Raw genomic sequence first — 18,372 nt, 5'->3', positions numbered from 1 at the left:
CGCCTTTGCCTGCCGCACTCAATCGCCCATCGCGACCCCTTCCCGGCGCGGATCCGCGCCGCCGAACCACACCGTCTGCCCCTGCACGTTCAGCCGCTGGATTCCCTGCAGCCCCGAGTTCATCTCGACGAGCTGCACGTCGTGCCCGCGGCCCTTCAGCCCGTCGGCGAGCGCATCCGACACGCGGCCGCGTTCCAGTTGCGTCGGCCCGTTCATCGACCCGAAGTTCGGTAGCGCGATCGCCTGCTGCATCGTCATGCCCCAGTCGAGCACGCCGACCAGCGTCTTCGCGACGTGATTGATGATCGCGGGGCCGCCGGCCGAGCCGACGATCATCGTCACCTGTTTCGTCTTCTTGTCGAACACGAGCTCCGGCGACATCGCCGAGCGTGGCCGCTTGCCAGGCTGCACGCGGTTCGCGACCGGCCGGCCGTTGTCGTTCGACACGAACGAGAAATCGGTGAGCTGGTTGTTCAGCATGAAGCCGCGCACCATCAGCCGCGCGCCGAACGCATCCTCGATGCTGGTCGTCATCGACAGCGCCTGGCCGTAGCGGTCGACGATCGCGATGTCGGACGTCGACGGCAATTCGGGGCTGCGGTCGTCGGCCATCGCGAGCGTCGCGCCCTGCGGCGCGCCGGCCTGCGCGACCCCCATGCTGTTGTCGCCGATCAGCCGCGCGCGCTGCGCGAGATAGGTCTTGTCGGTGAGGCTCGCCCAGGTGCCGCCCGGCAGCGGCACGAAGTCGGGATCGGCCACGTAGCGTGCACGGTCCGCGTATGCGAGACGCCCGGCTTCGCTGAACAGGTGCGCGGCGAACGGCGTCGGCTCGTAGCCGGCATCGTTGCGCACCGGCTTCTGCGCGCCGATCTGCTGCCAGTCGGGCATCGCTTCGAGGATGCCGAGCATCTGCGCGATCGCGAGGCCGCCCGACGACGGCGGCGGCATCCCGCACACGACCGAGCGCCGGTAGTCGGCGCACAGCGGCGTGCGCACCTTCGCCTTGTAGCGCGCGAGATCCTGCAGCGACAGCAGGCCCGGGTTGGTCGGGTGCTTGCGCACCTTCGTGACGATGTCGCGCGCGATCGCGCCGCTGTAGAACGCGTTCGCGCCGCGATCGGCGACCTGGCGCAGCACGGTTGCGAGCGCGGGGTTCTTCAGCACCGTGCCGGCCGCCTTCGGCGTGCCATCGGCGTTGTAGAAGTACGCACGCGCGGCCGGGTCGTTCTTCAGGTACTTGTCGTTCGCGATCAGCGTCGCGAGCCGCGGGCTGATCGTGAAGCCGTGCTCGGCGAGCCGGATCGCCGGCTGGAACAGCCGGCGCCACGGCAGCTTGCCGTGCGCGCGGTGCGCGGCGTCGAGCATGCGCAGCACGCCCGGCGTGCCGACCGAGCGCCCGCCGACGACACCTTCGTAGAAGCCCATCGGCTGGCCGGTCGGCCCGTAGAACAGCCGGTCGGTCGCAGCGGCCGGCGCGGTTTCGCGGCCGTCGTATGCCTGCGTCGCCTTGCCGTCGAAGTACAGCATGAACGCGCCGCCGCCGATCCCCGACGATTGCGGCTCGACCAGCGCGAGCACCATCTGCGTCGCGATCGCGGCGTCGATCGCGGTGCCGCCGGCCTTCAGCATGTCGTAGCCGGCCTGCGTCGCGAGCGGGTTCGCGGCGGCGATCATGAAGTGCTGCGAAGTCCAGCCCGGCTTGTCGGTCCAGCCGGACGACAGTTCGGGCGCATGAACGCCGGGCAGCGGGACGGCCGCGCCCGATGCGGCGGCGACCGGGACGACGGCGTCCGACGGCGCGGACGGGGACGTGCAGCCGGCGTTGAGGGCGACGAGCGCGACGGCGGCAAGCAGCGTCCAGGGACGCGAAGGCGGGCGAATCCGGTCGAACATTGAACCCTCGGCAGCAGTGAATGCGAATGAGGCGATGGCGCCGGCGCAACGCGGCTGCCGGCCCCGGCGCGCTATTGTCGCCGCGCCGCCGGCGGATTGTCATCCGACAGAAAACCCTGACGCATCCCGCCGGGCCCGCCCCGGCCGGTCTTTCCGGCCTGTTCGAGGATGAACTCTATGAACGTCGACGTCGCGCGCGTGTGGTGCCGGTTCGGCATGTACAGCATGTACATGTGCGTGCCGAAGATGCTGAGCCGGTACGCGTCGAGCGACGTGACGACGGTGCCGCGCCGCATGTCGTCCTGCATCACGTAGTCGGGCACGATGCCGACGCCGATCCCCGCGAGGATCGCCTGGCGCAGGAACAGGAAGTTCTCCGAAATCAGCGTGGGCTCGAGCAGTACCTCGTGGCGCTCGTCGCCGAGATACGCGGCGATCCGCAACTGCCGGCCCATCACCGTCGCGGTGACGACCGGCGCGGCGGCCAGCGCGCCGAGGCTCGACGGCATCCCGTGCGCGGCCGCGAATGCGGCCGACGCGCACGCGACGTAGCGCACCGCACCCATGTCGCGCGCGACGAGGTTCTGCGGCGGCTCCGGCATCACGCGCACCGCGATGTCGATCTCGTCGCGCATCAGGTCTTCCACGCGGTTCTCGAACACGACGTCGAGCACGATGCCCGGATGCAGCCGCTTGAACGCGAGCAGCCATTCCGACATCACCATCTGCCCGTAGCCGCTCGGCACCGACAGCCGCACGCGGCCCTGCAGGTCCTGGCCGAGCGTCGTCACCGATTCCTGCGCGGCGAGCAGTTCGTTGCGGATGCGCCGGCCGTGCTCGTACAGCTTCAGCCCGATCTCGGTCGGCTCGATGCGCCGCGTCGTGCGCCGCACGAGCTGCTGGCCGATCGAGCGTTCGAGCTGGTTCAGCCGGTAACTGACGTTCGCGCGGCTCATCTTGAGCCGCTGCGCGGCCTTGCTGAGATTGCCCGCGTCGAGGATCTCGACGAGCAGCGTCAGCGCATTCAGGTCCATGCTCCGAGTCTCCTGATCCGTCCCGTTTAACGGTTGGAAAGCATCCAGTGTCAAGTCAGACTTGACAGCTTGTAAAAGCGAGAGGGAATTGTCAATGAATCTCGATCAATCGAGAATCGGGTCATGCTTGGTGCACAGATCGCCGTGGGGTCGGAGTAGGCGCTGAAGCGCCAACTCTGACCATCCACGCCATGGGGCTCGAGTAAGCGCTAAAGCGCTAACTCGGGCCGACAGGAGAAACCATGAATTCCCCCGCCACCCCCCAAACCGGCACGGTCACGCGCGAGCGCCGCGACAAGGTGCTCGTCGTCACGATCGACCACCCGCCCGTCAACGCGCTGTCCGCCGCCGTGCGGCAGGGCCTGGCCGACGCGCTCGACGCCGCGCAGGCCGACGACGCGATCCGTGCGGTGCTGATCGTCGGCGCCGGCCGCAACTTCATCGCGGGCGCCGACATCCGCGAATTCGGCAAGCCGCCGGTGCCGCCGTCGCTGCCCGACGTGTGCGAGCGGATCGAATCGGGCACGAAGCCGGTCGTGGTCGCGCTGCACGGCGCGACGCTCGGCGGCGGCCTCGAAGTCGCGCTGGCCGCGCATTACCGGCTCGCGGTGCCCGGCGCGAAGCTCGGGCTGCCCGAAGTCACGCTCGGCCTGCTGCCCGGCGCGGGCGGCACGCAGCGCGCGCCGCGCCTGATCGGCGCGAAGGCCGCGCTCGACCTGATGCTGACGGGCCGCCATGCGAGCGCCGAGGAGGCGCTCGCGCTCGGCCTGGTCGACCGCGTCGCGCACAGCGACGACACGCTCGCCGAAGGGCTCGCGTACGCGCAGGAACTCGTGTCGCTCGGCGCACCGGTGCGCCGCACGCGCGATGCGCAGGGGCTCGCCGATCGCGCGGCCGCGCAGGCTGCGATCGACGCGGCGCGCGCGGAGCTGCCGAAGAAATCGCGCGGGCTGTTCTCGCCGGCGAAGATCGTCGACGCGGTCGAGGCCGCGCTCACGCAGTCGTTCGACGCGGGGATGAAGTTCGAACGCAGCCTGTTCCTGCAATGCATCGACAGCCCGCAGCGCGCGGGCCTCGTGCACGCGTTCTTCGCGGAGCGCGAAGCGGCGAAGGCGCCCGAGGCGCGGCGCGCGAGCGCGCGGCCGGTCGAGCGGATCGGCGTGGTCGGCGGCGGCACGATGGGCGCGGGCATCGCGGTCGCGGCGCTCGACGCCGGGCTGCCGGTGACGATGATCGAGCGCGACGAAGCATCGCTCGCGCGTGGCCGGGCGCACGTCGAGAAGGTGTACGACGGCCTCGTCGCGAAAGGGCGGATGACGCCGGCCGCGCACGCGGCGCGGCTCGCGCGCTTCAAGGGCAGCACGTCGTACGACGCGCTCGCGCAGGCCGACGTCGTGATCGAAGCCGTGTTCGAGGACATGGCCGTCAAAAAGGCCGTGTTCGCCGAGCTTGCGCGCGTATGCAAGCCGGGCGCGGTGCTCGCGACCAATACGTCGTACCTCGACATCGACGAACTGGCCGAGAGCACCGACCGGCCGGCCGACGTGATCGGCCTGCATTTCTTCTCGCCGGCCAACGTGATGAAGCTGCTCGAGATCGTCGTGCCGTCGCGCGTGAGCGCGGACGTCGTCGCGACCGCGTTTGCGCTGGCGAAGCAATTGAAGAAGACGCCGGTGCGCGCGGGCGTATGCGACGGCTTCATCGGCAACCGGATCCTCGCCGTCTATCGCACGGCGGCCGACTACCTGATGGAAGACGGCGCGTCGCCGTACCAGATCGATCGCGCGGTGCGTGCATTCGGCTTCCCGATGGGCCCGTTCCAGGTCGTCGACCTCGCGGGCGGCGACATCGGCTGGGCGACCCGCAAGCGCCGCGCGGCAACGCGCGACCCGCGTGCGCGCTACGTGGAGATTTCCGACCGGCTGTGCGAGCGCGGCTGGTTCGGGCAGAAGACGTCGCGCGGCTACTACCTGTACCCGGACGGCGCGCGCATCGGCACGCCGGACCCGGAAGTCGACGCGATCGTCGCGGAAGAACGTGCGAAGAAGGGCGTCGCGCCGCGCACGTTCACCGACGACGACATCCTGCGCCGCTACCTCGCCGCGATGATCAACGAAGGCGCGAACGTCGTGCACGAGAAGATCGCGCTGCGCCCGCTCGATGTCGACGCGGTGTTCCTGTACGGCTACGGCTTCCCGCGCCATCGCGGCGGCCCGATGCACTACGCGGACACGGTCGGCCTCGCGAACGTGCTCGCCGATATCCGCGCATTCGCGAAGGAAGATCCGCTGTTCTGGAAACCGTCGCCGCTGCTCGTCGATCTCGTCGCGCGCGGCGCGGATTTCGCGAGCCTGAACCGCGTCGACTGAACGCCCACCGCATTCGCAACGGAACGAAGATGGACCTCAATTTCACTCCCGAAGAGGAAGCCTTCCGCACGGAAGTGCAGCGCTTCCTGCAAGCCGGACTGCCCGAGCGCATCGCGCGCCAGGTGAAGGGCGGCCTGCACCTCACGCGCGACGACATGCGCGAATGGCACGCGATCCTCAACGCACGCGGCTGGCTCGCGAGCCACTGGCCGAGCGAATACGGCGGCCCCGGCTGGAGCGTCGCGCAGAAGTTCCTGTTCGACAACGAATGCGCGCTCGCGGGTGCGCCGCGCATCGTGCCGTTCGGCGTGAACATGCTCGGCCCCGTGCTGATCAAGTACGGCAACGAAGCGCAGAAGCGCCACTGGCTGCCGCGCATTCTCGACGGCACCGACTGGTGGTGCCAGGGCTACTCGGAGCCGGGCGCCGGCTCCGATCTCGCGGCGGTGAAGACGAGCGCGGTGCGCGACGGCCATCACTACGTCGTGAACGGCCAGAAGACGTGGACCACGCTCGGCCACTACGCGAACATGATCTTCTGCCTCGTGCGCACCGCGACCGACGTGCGCAAGCAGGAGGGCATCAGCTTCCTGCTGATCGACATGGACACGCCGGGCGTCGAGGTTCGCCCGATCATCACGCTCGACGGCGAGCACGAGGTGAACGAGGTGTTCTTCACCGACGTGCGCGTGCCGGTGGAGAACCTCGTCGGCGAAGAGAACCGCGGCTGGACCTACGCGAAGTACCTGCTCACGTACGAGCGCACCAACATCGCGGGGGTCGGCTTCTCGACGGCTGCGTTCGACCGGCTGCGCGCGGTGGCCGCGAAGGTCACGAAGAACGGCAAGCCGCTCGCGGACGATCCGTTCTTCGCGGCGCGCGTCGCGCGTGTCGAGATCGAACTCGAGAACATGCGCACGACCAACCTGCGCGTGCTGGCGGCGGTCGCGGGCGGCGGCGCGCCGGGCGCGGAAAGCTCGATGCTGAAGATCCGCGGCACGCAGATCCGTCAGGAGATCACCGCGCTGATGCGGCGCGCGATGGGGCCGTACGCGCAGCCGTTCGTCGACGACGCGCTCGATGCCGGGTACGACGGCGAACCGGTCGGCCCGGACGAAGCCGCGAGCGCCGCGCAGCAGTACTTCAACAACCGGAAGCTGTCGATCTTCGGCGGCTCGAACGAGATCCAGAAGAACATCATCGCGAAGATGATGCTCGGGCTGTAACGAGGGACGCGACGATGGATTTCCAGCACACAGAAGACCGCCGGATGCTGGCGGATACGTTGAACCGCTTCATCGCCGAACAGTACGCGTTCCCGGTGCGCGATCGCATCGCGCAGTCGGCCGCAGGCTTCGATCGCGCGATGTGGCAGCGCTTTGCTGAACTGGGCACGGTCGGTGCGCTGTTTGCCGAAGCCGATGGCGGTTTCGGCGGCGCGGGTTTCGACATCGCCGTGGTGTTCGAATGCCTCGGGCGCGGGCTCGTCGTCGAGCCGTTCCTTGGCGCGCTGCTCGCGGGCCGCGCGCTGTCGCTCGCCGGCGGCGCCGCGCATCGCGACCGGCTCGCCGCGTTGATCGACGGCAGCGCGAGCGCCGCGTTCGCGCACGATGAACCGGGCTCGCACTATGAACTGACGACCGTGCGCACGCGGGCCGAACGCTCGGGCGACGGCTGGGTGCTGACGGGCGCGAAGGGCGTCGTCGACCAGGCCGCGCAGGCGGCGTTCTTCGTCGTCAGTGCGCGCGTGTCCGGGCAGGACGACGACGCGGCCGGCATTGGCCTGTTCGTCGTGCCGGCCGATGCGCCGGGCGTGACGCTGCGCGACTACCGGAAGATCGACGGCGGCCGCGCGGCCGAAGTGCGCTTCGAGCGCGTCGCGCTGCCGGCCGATGCGGCGCTCGGCGCGCCCGACGGCGAAGCGGGCGCCGCGCTGCTCGAACGCGTGCTCGGCTACGGGCTGCTCGCGCTGTCGGCGGAAGCGCTTGGCGCGATGGACGTCGCGAAGGAGCACACGCTCGAGTACCTGCGCACGCGCAAGCAGTTCGGGCTGCCGATCGGCAGCTTCCAGGCGCTGCAGCACCGGATGGCCGACCTGCTGCTCGAAGTCGAGCAGGCGCGCTCGGCCGTGATCAACGCGGCCGCGCAGCTCGACGCGCCGCGCGTGGTGCGCGAACGCGCGCTCGCGGCCGCGAAAACCACCATCGGCCGGATCGGCACGCTCGTCGCCGAGGAGAGCATCCAGCTGCACGGCGGGATCGGGATGACGTGGGAGCTGCCGCTGTCGCACTACGCGAAGCGCCTCGTGATGATCGATCACCAGCTCGGTGATGAAGATCACCATCTCGCGCGTTACATCGCGCTGTCGAAACAGTAAAGGCGCAAGACGCGAATGGAGGAGACAAGGATGACGAACGAACCGCGCGCGTTGCCGCTGGCCGGCGTGAAGGTGCTCGATTTCTCGCGCGTGCTGGCGGGCCCGTGGTGCGCGATGGTGCTCGCCGATTTCGGCGCGGAAGTGATCAAGGTCGAGCATCCGGTGCGCGGCGACGATACGCGCGACTGGGGCCTGCGGATCGGTGACACCGAAACCACCTATTTCAACAGCGTGAACCGCAGCAAGCGCTCGATCTGTCTCGACCTGCAGACCGACGAAGGGCGGCGGCTCGCGCGCGAGCTGGCCACGCAGGCCGACGTGGTGCTTCACAACTTCAAGTTCGGCGGCGCGGAAAAACTCGGGCTTGGCTACGACGCACTGGCCGAACTGAATCCGCGCCTCGTGCACTGCGCGATCTCCGGCTACGACCGGTCGGGCGCCGAGGCCGCGCGGCCCGGCTACGACCTTGTCGTGCAGGGCGAGGCCGGGCTGATGGCGCTGAACGGCGAGGCTGGCCAGCCGCCGCTGAAGTTCGGCGTCGCGGCGGTCGACCTGTTCACCGGCATGTATTCGGCGCAGGCGATCCTCGCCGCGCTGTACGAACGCCACGCAACCGGGCGCGGGCGGCGCATCGAGATGGCGCTGTTCGACTGCGGGCTGATGATCACCGCGTACTACGGGCTCGACGCGCTGCTGATGGGCGAGGATCCGCCGCGCTATGGCAACGCGCATCCGTCGATCGTGCCGTACGGCGTGTTCGACGCGGCCGACGGCCCGCTCGTGATCACGGTCGGCAACAACACGCAGTTCGCACGCTTTTGCGATGCGATCGAGCGGCCCGACCTCGCGGCCGATGCGCGCTACAAGACCAACCTCGGCCGCTCGGAGAATCGCGCCGACCTGCTGTCCGAGATTCGTCGCGAACTCGCACGCCGGTCGCGTGCGACGCTGCTCACCGCGCTCGCCGACGCGGGCATTCCATGCGGCGAAGTGCTTGGATTGCACGAGGCGCTGACGTCCGAACGAGCAACGAGCGCCGGGCTCGTCACGCGGCAGCCGCATCCGGTCGCGGGCGGCGTCGACGTGCTGGCGCCGCCGTACCGCTTCGACGGCGCTCGGCTGCCGGTGCGCGGTGCGCCGCCGGTGCTCGGTGCCGATACGGATGCGGTGCTCGGCGGCTGGCTCGGGATGTCGGCCGACGAGGTCGCGCGGCTGCGTGCGGATCGCGTCGTGTAACGGATGTTTTTACGCCGCGGCGCGGGCGGGTTCGGATCACGCGCCGGCCATCCACAGAAATCTCCTCGCGACGACGAGGAAGAAATGGAGACACCATGGAGCTTTCCGTCATCGAATCGGTCACGGCGCGCCGTGACTACCAGCAGCTCGTGCGCGCACGGCGCCGCTTCAGCTTCACGCTCACGGCGCTGATGATCGCCACGTACTACGGCTTCATCCTGCTCGTCGCGCTCGCGCCGCACGTGCTTGCGGCGCCGCTGTACCGCGGCGCGACGACGACGGTCGGGATCGCCGTGGGCGTCGCGATCATCCTGGTCGCGATCGGGCTGACCGCCTGCTACGTGCTGCGTGCGAACCGTGCGTTCGACCGCCGCGTCGACGCGATCCTGCAGCGTTCGTGATGGAGGCCGACATGCGACGTACCTCGATCGCGCCCGGCGCGCTTGCTGCTTCCCTCGCTCTCGTTTCCTCCGCCGCCCATGCGGTATCCGTCGCGGGCCCGATGCCCGACAAGGTCGAACTGAACCCGGTCGCGATCGGGATGTTTTTCGCGTTCGTGTTCGCGACACTCGCGCTCACGCGCTGGGCCGCGCGGCGCACGCGCTCGACGCGCGACTTCTACACGGCCGGCGGCGGCATCACCGGGCTGCAGAACGGGCTCGCGATCGCGGGCGACTACATGTCGGCCGCGTCGTTCCTCGGGCTGTCCGGGATGGTGTTCATGTTCGGCTTCGACGGGCTCATCTATTCGATCGGCTTTCTCGTCGGCTGGCCGTTCGTGATGTTCCTGATCGCCGAACCGCTGCGCAACCTCGGCAAGTTCACGTTCGTCGACGTCGTTGCATACCGCTTCGCGCAACGGCCGATCCGGCTGCTGACGTCCGCGAATTCGCTGACGATCGTCGTGCTGTACCTCGTCGTGCAGATGGTCGGCGCGGGCAAGCTGATCCAGTTGCTGTTCGGGCTGTCGTACGGCACGGCCGAGCTGATCGTCGGCGTGCTGATGGTCGTCTACGTGTTCTTCGGCGGGATGACCGCGACGACCTGGGTGCAGGTGATCAAGGCCGTGCTGCTGCTGTGCGGTGCGACGCTGCTCGTCGTGCTCGCGCTTGCCGAATTCGGCTTCAGCGTCGACGAGATGTTTCGTCGCGCGGTGGCCGTGCATCCGGGCGCGCTGTCGATCATGGGCCCCGGCAAGCTGATCCGCGATCCGGCCAACGCGCTGTCGCTCGGCATCGCGCTGATGTTCGGCACGGCCGGCTTCCCGCACATCCTGATGCGTTTCTTCACGGTGCCGAACGCGAAGGAGGCGCGCAAGTCGGTGCTCTACGCGACCGGCTTCATCGGCTACTTCTACCTGCTGACCTTCGTGATCGGCTTCTCGGCGATCGTGTTGCTCGCGCAGCATCCGGAATTCTTCCGGCTCGGCGCGAACGGCACGTTCAACCTGACCCACGACCTGCTCGGCGGCTCGAACATGGTCGCGGTGAAGCTCGCGCAGGCGGTCGGCGGGAACTGGTTCTACGGGTTCATCGCGGCCGTCACGTTCGCGACGATCCTCGCGGTGGTCGCGGGCCTGACGCTCGCCGGCGCGACGACGATCTCGCACGACCTGTATGCGCAGATGTGGGCGCGCGGCAAGCCCGACGAGCGCCTCGAAATGCGCATCTCGCGCGCGGCGACGATCGTGCTGTCGGCCATTGCGATCGCGCTGTCGATCCTGTTCGAGCACGTGAACGTCGCGTTCATGGTCGGGCTCGTCGCGGCGGTGGCCGCGAGCGCGAATTTCCCGGTGCTTGCGATGTCGATCTTCTGGCGCGGGATGACGACGCGCGGCGCGGTGCTCGGCGGCGGCCTCGGTCTCGCGTCGGCGGTAGTGCTCACGGTGCTGTCGAAGTCGGTGTGGGTCGACGTGCTGCACCACGCGCATGCGCCGGTGTTCCTCGACAACCCGGCGCTCGTGTCGGTGCCGCTCGCGTTCATCGGGATCGTCGTCGGCTCGCTCGCGGATCGCGGCGAGCGCGCACGGCGCGAGCGTGACGCGTTCGAGCAGCAGGAGTTTTATGCGCAGACGGGTGTGCTGGCGGGTGAGGCCGTGCAGCACTGATTCGTGATTGATGGCGGTGAAACCCCCGGAGGATTGAGATCTTTCGGGGGTTCTCGTTTTGGGGGCGGGGCGCGGGGGCATCGTCGGGACAGACGGTACTTGCGACAAAGGTTGACCGGGGCAGTCTGGTTCGATCACGGATAGAACCAGGGCAACTCACCGATATGGCGGACGCCAAGTCGCGGGAAACTCCACTTTCGAATTCGTCCAATAGACGTGGATCTCGCAATAGTTAATCGTTGCCGCAGGGCGTTCAGCGAGCAGCTTAACTATGGCTATCCAATTCGACTTGCGCTTTACCTTCACTGCCGGTGACGAGTCGTTCGATGTGGTGGAGTTCACGCTGCATGAGGGGTTGTCCGAGACCTTTCTGTTGCAGGTGGAGCTGACCAGTACCAACGCCGCGATCGACTTCAGCCAGGTGCTTGACCACAACGGTTTGCTAACGATCTGGCAGGGCGGTGTGCCCATGCGTTACGTGCACGGCGCGGTGTCAAGTTTCGTGCAAGGAGACACGGGCTTTCGACGCACCCGCTATTCCGCGGTGATCGAGCCGCGCCTGGCGCGACTGAAGCTGTCCTCCGACTGGCGCATCTTCCAGACTCTGAGCGTGCCCGAGATCGCTACGGCCGTGCTCAAGGCACACCATCAAACGCTGGACTATGAACAGCGTGTCACCAACGAGCATTTGGCGCGCGAGTATTGCGTGCAGGCGGGCGACACCGACCACGACTTCATCGAGCGCATCCTGCGCGAGGAAGGTTTTTTCTACGCCTTCCAGCACAAGGCCGAAGGCCACCGCCTGATCCACTGCGATCGCCTGTTTATCTTCGGGCGCCAGCAAGGCGAGCCGGTGATCTACAACCCCACGCCCGGCGGCGACCAGTCTGATCCTTGCCTGCGCACCTTCGCGTACACCGAGAACGTGCGCACTGCGCGCCAGGTGCAGCGCGATTACACGTTCAAGAGTCCACGCTACCCGCACGAGTACCCGCGCGAGGGTGCGGACCTGGATCACCAGGGCCGCGGCTACGCGCGCTACGACTACCCGGGCCGCTACAAGCACGAGGGCAGCGGCAAGGCTTTCACGCAGGACCGCCTGCGTGGTCACCGCCGCGATGCGCGAATGGCCAGTGTGAGCGGCGACGATGCGCGCCTGCAGCCCGGTATCGCGTTCGATCTCACCGGCCACCCGCGTGAGGACATGAATCGCGGCTGGCGTCCGGTGAGCATCGTCCATCACGGCAAGCAATACACCAGCCAGGCAGAAGAGAGCGCCGACGCGCAGCAGGGCTCGTATTACCGCTATGACGCCGTACTGGTGCCGGACGATACCGAGTGGCGTGCCGAGCCACTGCCGCGCCCGCGCATCGACGGCCCGCAGCCGGCGACCGTGGTGGGTCCGGAAGGCGAAGAGATCTACACCGACGAATTCGGCCGGGTGAAGGTGCAGTTCCCGTGGGATCGCGAAGGCAAGCACGACGAGCACAGCTCGTGCTGGATCCAGGTCGCGCAGAACTGGGCCGGCGCGACGTGGGGCCACATGGCGATCCCGCGCATCGGACAAGAAGTGATCGTGGTCAACCTGGATGGCGATCCGGACCAGCCGCTCATCATCGGGCGGGCGTACAACCGCCTGCGGTTGCCGCCGTACGAACTGCCGCGACACAAGACGCGGATGACGATCAAAAGCCAGACGCACAAGGGCGAAGGCTTCAACGAACTGCGCTTCGAGGACGAGAGGGATCAGGAGGAAATCTACGTCCACGCACAGAGGGATCAGAACATCCACGTCAACCATGACGAAACCACCTTCGTGGGCAATGACCGCAGCGAGCAGGTGGGACACGACGAAACGATCGTCATCGGTAACGATCGCAAAGAAACCGTGGGTCGGGACGAGCAGGTCACCATCGGCCAGGACCGACGCCACGATATCGGGCAGGACGACTTCCTGAGCATCGGCCGAAACCACACGATCCACACGGGCAAGGACCGAACCGAGGAAGTCGGCAACCATCGCCGCGACAAGACCGTGGCCGATCACACGGTAGATATCGGCGGGCACCTGACGCAGCGCGTGCAGGGGTATGCCGAGCTGGAGGCGGGGCAAGCAATTCGGCATCGCACCAAGGTCGTCGAGTTGCAAGCCGGCGAGGTAATCCGCCTGCGTGGCCCCGGCGGCACGATCACGCTTGACGACGGCGGTATCACGCTCGACGCCGTGGTGATTCGGTTCAAGGGCCCACTGATAGGCGACAGCGTCGGTCGTGGCAACCGCTTAGGCATCGACGGCAACCCGCTGACTGGCGTACCCACCGATCCGACTGACTTGCCGCTCTCCGAGTAACCGCCAGGAACCTACCTATGCTCATCAGCTTTCCTTTCTTGCGCGCGCCAAAACCGCAGACCGACGAGGCTCTGGATGAGGGTACCTTTGGCCTGGGGGAAAAGAGCGGAAAAGGCGCATTTCCCGTCAGTCATCAGTTTGGCTGGCACGGTGGCGTGCATCTGGTGGCGCCGGGCGGCGACGCGAATCCAGAGCCGGTGCGTGCCATCGCCGACGGCGAGATCGTGTTCGCTCGCCCCAGCGCACCCAAGCCTAAGACCACGCCCACCGGGGAAGAACGCGACACCAACCCGCTGTACTACTACGCCGGCTGGACCAGCAACGGTGTTGTCATCCTCCAGCACCGGACCGAAATTGGCGAGGGCGTCGAGGTCGTCTTCTACTCGATCTACCAGCACCTGAGCACAGTGGCGAAGGCGGACTGGAAGAGCGGCGACAAGGTGTATCGCAAGGATCCTATCGGCAAGGCGGGCGATATCTATGGCAAGCCCAATCGCATCCACTTCGAAATCGTCGCAGACAAAGCGAACGTGGAGCGGTTGATGGGGCGTAGCGAAGGCAAACTGGAGGTCGCCGAAGGGCGGCGCAGCTGTGTCTGGGGCGATATGCACATCGTGGTTCCCGCTGGCGCGCCCCTGTACGCGGTCAATCCTCGTACCGAAACCCGAAAATATGTGGTGCGGGCCTTCAACTCCACAGTGGGCGCGGCCAACGATACGCTCGAAAGCGTCGCGCGGCGCTTCCGCACAACGCCGGCGCGCATTCTCGCGCTCAACGGCAAGGCCGAGGCGCATGCTGGCGATTGGTGGCCGAGGGTCACCGGCGCTTACCAAGCGGCCATGGCATCGGCCCCCCACTCAGGCAAGAAGTCGCTTGCCCTGCCCACGAATGCGCAGCGCACCATTCGCGTACCCGCGGTCTATGGGGCGGCGGCGGCGACGCCACCCGATGACCTGACCGCCGAGGTGTGGGCGCAGTGGACCGTGCAGCCGATCAGCCGAACAAAGGAAGTGCTGATCGTCACCCTGAGCGAGGCGCGCGGCGATATTACCGTGACCACGCGTGGCATCGGCGGCGAGCGCAGGGGGAGTGAATCTGAGGCCCAAGGGGGCTACAACCTTTACAAAACTGCGGTGGACACGTACCCGGGATGCCCCAGCGCCGGCTACGAGATGCTGCGCTTCGGACGCATCCTTGGGCCCGACGCGCCTGCTGCCTCGGACCTGCACGAAGGTCGCTTGCCACATTTTCGCAAGATCGCCATCGACGCGAACACGACGGCCTTCGTCGACCTCAATTGTGCTGGCACGAAGATCTACAGCGACGCCGACTTTCCCCACTGGCAGGGCTGGACCTTTATCGACGACGACACTGACGGCAACAGCCGCTGCGACTCGATGCAATTGCTCGACCTGATCGAGCCCCGCTCCCCAACGCAGCATCCCGTCCCGGACTCGCCCGGCTCCGGCGAAGCGTCGCAAGGTGTCGCCACGGTCATCGACGCCGTTACCCAGCATCGTGGTCGGCTGATTCGCGCCTACGCTAAAGCGCAGATGGGCGAAATGCGCGAGCGCTTGAGCTACTGCGTGGTCAAGATGCCCAGCGAATGGGCACGGGACGATTTCGACAAGCGCTGGGACTGGCTGAAAGGTGTCGAAGGACAAAGCCCGGACGCCAATATCCTGTTCCCGATTTGTCTAGGCGATGCAGCCTATGAAAAGCTCAAACGCCATCATCAAGCCTTGTCGTTTTGGGAGGATGCAGTGGAGAACGGGCTGACACTGGATAAAGAGCACTATCATTTTCATCCGATGAGGGTTATCGACGCATTGAAGCGTTGCAGTTGGCGCAGTACACGTGAGTTGGCACAAACTTTACCTCGGCGCTCCTCTCTGAATGCAGGGGGCGCGATCCCGTGGTCCGTTGCTTGGGCGCGCTGGACGCGTGGTAATCGCGGAGATGGCTTTATGCCACAAAACATGCACATTGCTATAAATCGCATGTGGTTGAAATATGGGTTTATTACGCCACTGAGGCAAGCTCATTTCCTGGCGCAAATATACAAGGAGAGCGGTGCTTTTAAATCGACCGCGGAGAAAGGCGATGAGCGCTACTTTCGGACCATGTACGAAGATTTAACACCAATAGAGGCTGGTGAGGATTACGACAATAAGCGTGCTTGGTTGCAGGCTATGGGATTTCTGAGGGGCAGGGATCGTCCAACTTATATCTTGCAGCGACCAGGGGAAATTCGCGAAAAAGCTCAAAGTTTGGGGAATGTCCACCTTGGTGATGGCCCGCGTTTTCGGGGACGTGGGCTGATTCATCTTACTGGTCGGAATGGCTATAAAATCTATGGCGAGTTCCGTAATGTCGATTTCATGACAGATCCCCGCCCATCTCGGTTGTCAATAGATCCGTCTATCGCGGCAGACTCGGCTGGATATTTTTGGACAAGCAAGGTGATGGTGTCGCCAAATGCAGGTGCTCTCCGTAGTGGGATGAACATCCATCGTCGAGCCGATCTAGGTGCGGCCGACATCAATGTGTCAGCAATTACAACTCCGGTGAACGGCGGAAGTACAGGATTGTCGGAACGGCAGGAGTTTTTTAAATACATACACTTCATTTTTGATGATGGGGAGAGTATGCCGTCGAATTCGGTGTTAAAAAGGCAGGTTGAAGGCTGAGTTGTGCGTCGCTTATTAATGGGTTTCATGGGGGGGTAATGTGCAAAAATGAATTGAATTTTATTGATCTGGGGCGAGGTTTCTCGCGTTTGTCGGTAATCATTTTTGTGTTCCTTTTTGGGCTCCCTGTCTCGGAGGGTAGTGAGTCGACACAGCATTATGGTTTTTATCAGAACTGTGGTCTGTCACTTAGCCTTCCGACGATCCTTGCTCCCATTGCTGATTCTGAGGCCAGTCCTTGTGCGAACTCGTATCGAGAGCAAAGTGGAGCAACAATGCTGATCGGGTCTTTAGTCGGTGGCCAGAAAAATCCAGGTCTACTCGAAAAGCTGCCGGCATTACACATCTACAGGCGTGATCTCGATCATGTTCTGGCTTCATCGAATGGAAGTGGCTTGCGTCGAGTTGCAAATGGATCTGTCATCTCAACAAGCGAATTGGAGGGGGGGGAGTGTGGATTATCTGGGGTGGCGCATATATCTGAGGTTGTGGGGGCGAATTGGAGTGGCTGGATCGCGGAGGATTTTTACAAAAATGGCCGAGACATCGCATCGAGTCGTGACCACTGCGAGCGATTTGACAATCGACACCGATGTATCAGGTTGATCATTGGAAACGCGAAAGAAACAGTGACAATGAGTCGATATTGTCTGGTGCGTCGAGGTGGAGACTTCGACTTGGATGAAGGGCTGAGCGACGAAATTTTTATGGAAATCCTCAAGTCTATAAAACTGCTTGAAGAATGAGACCAGAGCAAGGGGCGGTTCGCTGCTGCCATGATGGCTTCTAAAAAGTGGCACAAGGCGCCGACATAGTTATCGACCCCGCCAAGTTATGCAGATTACTGGGTCTATCGTAATTGGCTCGCACTTGGTTTATTTGATGCATCATGGTGGATTAAGGCATCTTTACGTCGCCTCATGGTCGCTGATCCATAGCATATCAGCGTCGTGCCATTCAACTGCATTGATGCGGGTAGGTTTTATTGGACCGCGGGTGCTGTCAGCAACAGCTTTCAAGCGATAAACATGGTTGTTGTTAATGGCTCGATTTCTGATCAGGATGTGTTTAATGTGTAGAGAGCTATTAATTGGGTGGATTGAAGGATGAGTAGAATAATTGGGCTGAACCAGCGAATTGCACATACGAAGCGAATCGCTAAAATGGTCATGGATCAAATATGAGGCCGAGGCTGTCGCTGTTGCTTGCGTGCCTCCCTATGTGGGCGTGCGACTCCACCGCCAGCGAGCTTGAGCTGAGTGGTGGTATTACTATTGAATTGCCGAACTACGCCCATCGCCGAACGTCATTCGATGGATCAACATGTGTTGATGTTGGGAAGAAAGACTTTTTCTTTGTGGTGTGCTTCTCAGGTAGAAGGTTGAGCGAATCTGCCAGGGACAATGGGTTTAAAAAATACTCCGATATTTCGTCTGAAGATATGGGCCGGGTACAACCGCTACCATCCGAAGCGTATGTTTTTGTAACGGGCGGTTCTTATGGTTGGCTCTATCCAACGAAGCATAGGAGGTTGGGTGAGTTCGATGTGTATGAGGTCGACAATGTGTTGTGTCGCGACGATTCGCCGGGCTTAGGGCAACCTGCCACATGCTATACGGCAGCCTTGTCGTCACATGTCATCAGAAACTTACCGCTATCCATTTATGTCGACACCATCATAGAGAAGCATCTTGGCCCCGTGAATGAAATTAGTGCTATGGCAAAATTTCATATCGAATCCATTCGTGAGTTTATTAAAAAACTCAAGATTCATACTGGAAATGTGGAGCGGTGAGAGCGAAACCGGATTCACCTCGACGGGCAGTCGATGAGGATGTGAGCCTGGCTTCGTTCTTGGATTTGAACGCAAAATTCACCACGTTCGTTCGTGAAGAGCTTGCCGGAAAATATGATCTGGATGTGAGTCTGTGAGTCTGTGAGTCTGTGAGTCTGTGAGTCGGGGTGCGCTAGATGCTTTTATTGATCGATAGGAGGCGCATCTTGCGAGTGCCTTATCTATCGGATTTCTTGGGGCTCAGAATTTTTACGTTTTTGGCTTCCCGTGCCCATAAATCAATTCCAACATTCTCGAAGTATCGAGCTGATGTGTTTCTTGGGTTGCGACAGATTGAGGCAGTAATGAAGATTGTTTGCAATGCGCTTCAGTGATGCGGGGAATTTGCTACGAATCGAGATGTGTCTATGAAGACCAAATAGACTGCTATAAAAATATCGTTCATTATTATTGTTCTGTCATTTATATTTTTTGCCCCATCATCAGCATCTGAGAGGTGTGTTTGTAGCGATCTGAAGGAG

Annotated in this window: 12 protein-coding genes; 10 read left to right on the top strand and 2 right to left on the bottom strand. The window is 64.0% G+C overall.

Translation table 11 applies throughout. The features are described from left to right. Positions 1-18: 18 nt before the first annotated feature. Positions 19-1,893: a gamma-glutamyltransferase gene (gene ggt, locus BLA15945_RS34480; RefSeq protein ID WP_174994460.1), complete on the bottom strand. Its 1,875-nt coding sequence runs from the start codon at positions 1,891-1,893 to the stop codon at positions 19-21. A gap of 71 nt (positions 1,894-1,964) precedes the next feature. Further along, positions 1,965-2,927, bottom strand: a complete 963-nt coding sequence (locus BLA15945_RS34475; protein WP_059233100.1) for a LysR family transcriptional regulator — start codon at positions 2,925-2,927, stop codon at positions 1,965-1,967. Between the two features lie 242 nt (positions 2,928-3,169). Between BLA15945_RS34475 and BLA15945_RS34470 the strand changes: the two genes are divergently transcribed. From BLA15945_RS34470 to BLA15945_RS34420, 10 genes are all read left to right on the top strand, one after another. Continuing rightward, positions 3,170-5,296 (top strand): 3-hydroxyacyl-CoA dehydrogenase NAD-binding domain-containing protein, encoded by a 2,127-nt coding sequence (locus BLA15945_RS34470; RefSeq protein ID WP_174994459.1) that lies wholly within the window; start codon positions 3,170-3,172, stop codon positions 5,294-5,296. 29 nt (positions 5,297-5,325) lie between these two features. Further along, positions 5,326-6,522 carry an acyl-CoA dehydrogenase family protein gene (locus BLA15945_RS34465; protein WP_174994458.1) on the top strand — a complete coding sequence of 399 codons (1,197 nt, stop codon included), beginning with the start codon at positions 5,326-5,328 and terminating at the stop codon, positions 6,520-6,522. Positions 6,523-6,536: 14 nt separating this feature from the next. Next, entirely contained in the window at positions 6,537-7,673 is a 1,137-nt protein-coding gene (locus BLA15945_RS34460) for an acyl-CoA dehydrogenase family protein (RefSeq protein WP_059233103.1), read from the top strand. Positions 7,674-7,703: 30 nt separating this feature from the next. Beyond that, positions 7,704-8,909, top strand: coding sequence for a CaiB/BaiF CoA transferase family protein (locus tag BLA15945_RS34455; protein ID WP_174994457.1), 1,206 nt, complete (start codon positions 7,704-7,706; stop codon positions 8,907-8,909). A gap of 95 nt (positions 8,910-9,004) precedes the next feature. Then, complete coding sequence (locus BLA15945_RS34450) at positions 9,005-9,310, top strand: DUF485 domain-containing protein (RefSeq protein WP_059233105.1); 306 nt, start codon at positions 9,005-9,007, stop codon at positions 9,308-9,310. Between the two features lie 11 nt (positions 9,311-9,321). Continuing rightward, positions 9,322-11,016 carry a cation acetate symporter gene (locus BLA15945_RS34445; protein WP_174994456.1) on the top strand — a complete coding sequence of 565 codons (1,695 nt, stop codon included), beginning with the start codon at positions 9,322-9,324 and terminating at the stop codon, positions 11,014-11,016. Between the two features lie 271 nt (positions 11,017-11,287). After that, positions 11,288-13,366 carry a type VI secretion system Vgr family protein gene (locus BLA15945_RS34440; protein ID WP_174994455.1) on the top strand — a complete coding sequence of 693 codons (2,079 nt, stop codon included), beginning with the start codon at positions 11,288-11,290 and terminating at the stop codon, positions 13,364-13,366. A gap of 17 nt (positions 13,367-13,383) precedes the next feature. Continuing rightward, a complete protein-coding gene (locus BLA15945_RS37765) occupies positions 13,384-16,056 on the top strand; it encodes a peptidoglycan DD-metalloendopeptidase family protein (protein WP_233464360.1) in 2,673 nt (890 codons plus the stop codon). 275 nt (positions 16,057-16,331) lie between these two features. After that, on the top strand, positions 16,332-16,802 hold the full coding sequence (locus BLA15945_RS34425) for a hypothetical protein (protein ID WP_174994454.1): 471 nt from the start codon (positions 16,332-16,334) through the stop codon (positions 16,800-16,802). 434 nt (positions 16,803-17,236) lie between these two features. Further along, positions 17,237-17,851 (top strand): hypothetical protein, encoded by a 615-nt coding sequence (locus tag BLA15945_RS34420; RefSeq protein WP_174994453.1) that lies wholly within the window; start codon positions 17,237-17,239, stop codon positions 17,849-17,851. Positions 17,852-18,372 lie beyond the last annotated feature (521 nt).

This window comes from Burkholderia arboris (assembly GCF_902499125.1).
Lineage (GTDB): Bacteria > Pseudomonadota > Gammaproteobacteria > Burkholderiales > Burkholderiaceae > Burkholderia > Burkholderia arboris.
This window is presented reverse-complemented; position numbering and strand designations above follow the sequence as displayed.